This is a genomic window from Flavobacterium sp. (genome assembly GCF_043756175.1).
Classification (GTDB): Bacteria; Bacteroidota; Bacteroidia; order Flavobacteriales; family Flavobacteriaceae; genus Flavobacterium.
The window spans coordinates 1-2,324 of the sequence record NZ_JAYURN010000020.1; the positions used below are offsets into that span (position 1 = coordinate 1).

Genomic DNA, 2,324 nt, shown 5'->3' on the forward strand with positions numbered 1-2,324 from the left:
AATATAAAGTAAGGCATTGAAGTCATCATCATGGCATGCAAAGTCAGCGCTTCACTTTCTACAATTTTGATAAAATCATCTAAGTTTCCTTTTTCAAATATGGTAATTAGTTTCTCTAAATTCTCGTGCGCTTGTGCAAATCGCCTTTCAGCAAATGGATGGTCATGCATTAAATCATGACCAACGGTGCTCGAAACCTGCTTTTCACCTTTGTCAACCAATAAAATAGTGTCTTGGTAATTCTTGAAATTTTCATGAACAGCATTTGGAAATTCAACTCCAAATAGATCGGAACTTCCGGAGATATTTGCGTGATTTCCCCAAACTACCACTTGTCCTTTCACGCTACGGCAAGCACTTCCTGAACCTAAGCGTGCTAGCAAAGATGCTTTTTGATAGAAATATTCCTGTGTCATTTCTGGGTCTAATGCTTTTTCTAAACTCATCAAGTTCATCGCCAAAGCTGCCATTCCAGATGCCGAAGAAGCAATTCCGGAACTGTGCGGGAATGTGTTTTCCGTATCAATCGTGAAATGGTAGTCTTTCAAAAATGGCAGATAGATTTCAATTCGCTCCAGGAATTTTTGGATTTTTGGTTTGAAATCTTCTTTTGGTTTTCCTTCAAAAAGTAAATCAAAGGAGAATGTGCCATCATTTTGTTTTTTGGCAAAAGCCAATTTGGTAATTGTCTTGCAATTATTCAACGTAAAACTCACTGAAGGATTTGCAGGGATTTGATTGTCTTTTTTTCCCCAATATTTCACCAAAGCAATATTACTGGGCGCACTCCATTGGAAATTGCCTTGTTCTACTGATTGTGAATACTTTTTTGGAATAAAATCGTTTGCTGTAAACATGAATGATAAAATTTATGCAAAGATACTTTTTTTGGTTTACTCTTTGTTTCGTTTATTTATCGATTTGTACTAAAGTTTTGATTAAATTTGGTCCACATTAGAAAATATAATTATGACTAAGATTACTCGAATTTTAACGATGGTTGTAACCTGTCTTGCGATTGGTTATTTATCAGGAATGGTTACCCGTTCTGCAATTGTTACTTGGTACCCAACTTTGGTTAAACCTAGTTTTAATCCGCCCAATTGGATTTTTGCACCCGTTTGGAGTATGCTTTATATTATGATGGGTGTTGCTGCAGGATTAGTGTGGAACCGAATCGAATTTGAAAAAGAGATCGTAAAAAAAGCATTGATTTTCTTTGCAATACAATTGGCATTAAATGCATTGTGGTCTTATTTGTTCTTTGGATTGCACAACCCAATGCTGGCCGGTTTAGAGATTATAGTATTGTGGTTAATGATTTACGAAACCTATATCCAATTTTCTAAAATTAATAGAATCGCGGGCTATTTATTCATTCCGTATTTAGCTTGGGTAAGTTTTGCTGCTGTATTGAATGCGAGTATTTGGTGGTTGAATAAGTAGTTGACAGTTTTTAGTCAAGTAATCAGTTGATCTTGTGATGAGAAATCTAAACTATTTTTCAAAATCTTAGAGTTTTTTAAATTCAATATTCTTGGACGATAAAAAATCCATCATCGATAAAATATTGCTGTTTTCGATTAGTGTTTTCGATTTAGGATCGGCATCACAAAATTGAAGGAAAAGAGGTATTTCGTCTGGTTTTAATTTTAAAGTTTCGATATAAAACTTTTGATCACAGCTGCTTTTTGCCAATGCTGTAAATTCTATGTTTGGTGGAGTTTTTTTGACTTCATCTTTTTCTTTTATGAATAAGCCTAAAATCATCCCGCCAATGCGCATTAAATCCATACCATTTTCAATACTGCCATTGTAAACCCCCGTTTTTAAACTTCTTGCTGATTTCTCTAATGCATATTTGTCAAGCTTCCCTTGCTCATACCCTTTGTCTGTACTTAATTTAATAGAAGGCATTTTTGTAATCACGACTTCCTCTAATTGTTCTGGCTTAAGGATTAGTGAAATAATAAGATTGTTTTGGTCAATGGTTTTTTGATCCAGTACAATTTTTTTGATATCATGGCTTTTTGAAATAAAAAGGATTGCATCGCCCGCTTTTACCAAAATAGAAAATTCCCCGGCTGCGTTTGTAATTGTAGTTTTTTTAGAATTAAAATTAGCCACTTCAACTTTTGCGACAGGAAATTGTTCGTGCAAAACTTTGCCGTTAATTAATTTATCGGTTTGCGAGAAACCAGATTGAAATACAAAAAACAGTAATGGAAGAGAAAAGTAGATTTTTATCATTCGTAATATTTTGATTACAAACATATTCAAATCATTCTGTGAAAATCAAAACAGAATAATAAATTCATGTTAAT

The 2,324-nt window shown here is 33.8% G+C and carries 3 protein-coding genes; 1 reads left to right on the top strand and 2 read right to left on the bottom strand.

Going from position 1 to position 2,324, the window contains the following annotated elements; translation table 11 throughout:
• On the bottom strand, positions 1-857 hold an 857-nt coding region (locus ACH2BP_RS01115), incomplete at its 3' end, for a diphosphomevalonate/mevalonate 3,5-bisphosphate decarboxylase family protein (protein WP_395056174.1).
• Positions 858-969: 112 nt separating this feature from the next.
• On the opposite strand from ACH2BP_RS01115, the gene ACH2BP_RS01120 reads away from it, so the two are divergent.
• Positions 970-1,446 (top strand): TspO/MBR family protein, encoded by a 477-nt coding sequence (locus ACH2BP_RS01120; RefSeq protein WP_395056176.1) that lies wholly within the window; start codon positions 970-972, stop codon positions 1,444-1,446.
• Between the two features lie 66 nt (positions 1,447-1,512).
• Here ACH2BP_RS01120 and ACH2BP_RS01125 read toward each other — a convergent pair whose 3' ends face one another.
• Complete coding sequence (locus ACH2BP_RS01125; protein ID WP_395056178.1) at positions 1,513-2,250, bottom strand: hypothetical protein; 738 nt, start codon at positions 2,248-2,250, stop codon at positions 1,513-1,515.
• Positions 2,251-2,324: the final 74 nt, after the last annotated feature.